At 74.5% G+C, this 3,093-nt stretch carries 4 protein-coding genes; 1 reads left to right on the top strand and 3 read right to left on the bottom strand.

Annotation, left to right across the window (positions count from 1 at the left end; genetic code table 11):
- From E1267_RS43225 to E1267_RS43235, 3 genes are all read right to left on the bottom strand, one after another.
- A partial coding sequence (locus tag E1267_RS43225; RefSeq protein ID WP_132342043.1) for an MBL fold metallo-hydrolase occupies positions 1-663 on the bottom strand: 663 nt, incomplete at its 3' end.
- Positions 660-1,448: a hypothetical protein gene (locus E1267_RS43230; RefSeq protein WP_132342045.1), complete on the bottom strand. Its 789-nt coding sequence runs from the start codon at positions 1,446-1,448 to the stop codon at positions 660-662. The genes E1267_RS43230 and E1267_RS43225, both read right to left, overlap by 4 nt.
- A 16-nt stretch (positions 1,449-1,464) precedes the next feature.
- Positions 1,465-2,091 carry a TetR/AcrR family transcriptional regulator gene (locus tag E1267_RS43235; protein WP_220449952.1) on the bottom strand — a complete coding sequence of 209 codons (627 nt, stop codon included), beginning with the start codon at positions 2,089-2,091 and terminating at the stop codon, positions 1,465-1,467.
- 78 nt (positions 2,092-2,169) lie between these two features.
- Here E1267_RS43235 and E1267_RS43240 point away from each other — a divergent pair.
- Positions 2,170-3,093: zinc-binding dehydrogenase (locus E1267_RS43240; RefSeq protein WP_132342047.1), on the top strand; the 924-nt coding region annotated here is incomplete at its 3' end.

The following is a 3,093-nucleotide window of genomic DNA, read 5'->3' on the forward strand; positions in this document are numbered from 1 at the left end:
GGGCTCGGGCGGGGTGTCCGGCCACAGGTGGGTGAGCAGCAGCCGGGCCGCGTCGGCTGACGCCGCGGTGCGGCCCGCGTCGAGAGCGCTGGACAGGTAAGGCGCATCCTCCTCTGGCACCCTTTCCGGATAGGTCGCTTCTGCCACGAGCAGGTCCGCGTCCTTCGCCAATGCCACCAACGAGCCGGACGGGCCCGTGTCGCCGGTGTAGGCGATCGCCAGGTCCCCGGCGCTCAGCCGCAGCCCCGCGTTGGGCACGTGGTGCGGCAGGTCGAACGCGTCGAGACGGAACGGCCCGAGCTCCTGCGGAACGCCGGGCGCCAGGTCGTGCGCCACGAAGCTACCGGCCAGCATGCGCCGGTCCAGCGCCAGGACGAGGTCGAGCGCGCCCGGCGGAGCGTGGACGGGCAGCGGAGGAGCGGGCCGGCCGGCGAGCGCGCGGGCGCGCAGCAACGGGTTGAGGTCGGCGCAGTGGTCGGGGTGGCCGTGGGTGACGATCACCGCGTCGACCTCTCCGGCGGGCCACCGCTCCAGCAGCCGGGGCAGCGTGGCGTAGCCGGGGTCGACGTAGATTAGGAAGCCCTCCTCCTCGACGACGTAGCCGCTGCACGCCTGACCCGCCGCCGGCCAGGCGCCGCACCCGCCCAGCACCGTGAACCTCACGCGTCGCCCCCCGGCGAGTGGCCCAGCTCCGCGAGCGTCGCCGCCAGCAGCCCGCGCAACAGCGCCCCGGACACCTTCTCGTGCTCGGCCTCCACTGACAGCCCCTCGTTGACCTGTTCCTGGTAGACCGCGCGTTCACGCGGGCCGGTGTAGGGCAGCGCCGTCAGCGCCACGGCCACAGTGGTGCGCGTGCCGCCCCTGGGCGGGACGGTCACGGCGTGCGTGCGCAGGCAGGTCTCGTCGGGGGCGCCGTACCAGCCGCACTTGACCGCCGCTTCCGGCGAGCGCGCCGCCTCGCGCACGCCGAACGTCTGCGGCCCCTCGACCTGCCGCATCCACTCCATGACGGTGGCCGCGGCCGGATCGCCCGCCGCGCCGGCCTGGGCGAGCACCGCGTACGCGGTCGCGACCTCGTCGGCGGCCACCTCGACCGAGCCGAACCTGGACGGGTCGCCGTTCGGCGGGGACCAGGCCACGCCCGTGCGCCGGCGGATGTCATCGAGGATGACGCCGGGGCCGATGGCCAGCCAGAGGCTGAGCGTGTCGGCGTTCGACGAGATGACGACGGCGGGCTCGGCGTGGCGGCGCCACCGCTCGGCGTCGGCGACGTGGTCCGCGCTCACCCACGCGTACAGGGGCTTGAGCAGGGAGGCGCAGCGCAGGCGCGCCATGCCCGACCTGACGCTCACCTGGCGGGCGGGCGGCCCGCCGTAGCCGCGCCTGATGCCCGCGGCCTGGACGCTGGCGCTGACATCGAGGTCACGGAGCAGTTCGTTGAACGACACGCACCCCACCGTAGACCTACGGCGCCTTGCCCCATCGTCCTTCGTACCACTCGACGCTCGGTGGGTCGCCTGGCAGCCGGGTGGCGCCGGGCGCGCGCAGGCCGTCGAGGGCGACGGTCAGCAGGCGTTCCCTGACCTTGCGGTGCTCCTCGTCGGGCGGGCCGGGAGCCGGGCGGCTGAACTGCTCCATGAGCAGCGAGATGTCCAGCGCCGTCACGTCGCTCCTGAGGACGCCCGCCTCATGCGCCCTGGTGACGAGCCGGTCGGCGGTCTCCTCCGCCAGCCTGGCCAACCGCCACATCTCGGCGGTCACCTCGATGGTGCCCGCGATGGGGGCCAGCGCTCCGGAACGGAACTCCACGCACGTGCGTATGTACAGGACCAGGCCGTCCCACGGATCTGCCTCGGCCAGCCCGTCCTGGGCCGCCGCCGCGGCACGCTCCATAGCGATCAGGCACAGGCGCTGGAGCAGCTCCTCCTTGGTGCGGTAGCGGCGGTAGAGGCTGCCCATGCCCACGCCCGCCGCCTTGGCGATGGCCGAGACGGGCGCGTCGAAGCCCTGCGTCGTGAACACCTCGTGCGCGGCCCGCAACAGGCGCAGGTCGTTGCGTGCCGCCTCGGCCTGCCGGCCGCGTCTGTCCATGGGGTCCAGAATATTGCGGAGCGCAGCGCTCCGTTACACTGGACGCAGTGAAATGCTGCGTTAGGGGAAGGTTGTGGCATGCGCGCGGTGGTGGTACGGGAGTGCGGCGGACCGGAGGCGCTGGTCCTGGAGAAGGTGCCCGACCCGGTCCTCGGGCCCGGGCAGGTGCTGATCGAGGTCATGGTGGCGGGCATCACGTTCGTGGAGACACAGGTACGCGCCGGACGCGGGCCGCGGCCTGCCGAACTGCCCGCGATCCTGGGCAACGGCGTGGCGGGCGCCGTGCTCTCCACCGGAGAGGGCGTCGACCCCGCGCTGGCCGGCACGCGGGTCGTGAGCACGCTGGGCGGCTACGGGGGTTACGCCGAGCTGGCGGTGGCCGGCGCCGATGACCTGATCACTCTGCCGGAGAACCTGTCGCCCGAGGCGGCGGTGGCGCTGCTCGCCGACGGACGCACCGCCGTCGGCCTGGCGACCGCCGCCGCGCCCAGGCCCGGCGAATGGGTGCTGGTGGAGGCCGCGGGCGGCGGCGTGGGCAGCCTGCTCGTGCAGCTCGCCCGCGACGCGGGGGCCCGCGTCGTCGGCGCCGCGAGCAGCGCCGCCAAGCGCGACCTCGCCGCCGGCCTGGGCGCCGAACTGACCGTCGACTACACCGGCCCGGACTGGGCGCGGCTGGTCCGCACGGCCACCGGCGGGCTGGACGTGGTCTTCGACGGCGTCGGCGGCGAGATCGGGACGGCCGCGCAGGGGCTGCTCAAGGACGGCGGCAGACTCAGCGTGTACGGCATGGCGGGCGGCCCGATGACGACGCCCGACCCGCGCGTGACAGCGGTCGCCTGGCCCGCGACGGACCTGCGCGAGCTGTCCCGGCAGGCACTCGACCTGGCCGCGACCGGTCGCCTGCGGCCTGTCATCGGCGCGACGTTCCCGCTGGAGTCGGCAGCCGAGGCGCACGCCGCCATCGAAGCGCGCGCCGTCACCGGCAAAACCCTCCTCCGCCCC

This window comes from Nonomuraea longispora (assembly GCF_004348345.1).
GTDB lineage: Bacteria > Actinomycetota > Actinomycetes > Streptosporangiales > Streptosporangiaceae > Nonomuraea > Nonomuraea longispora.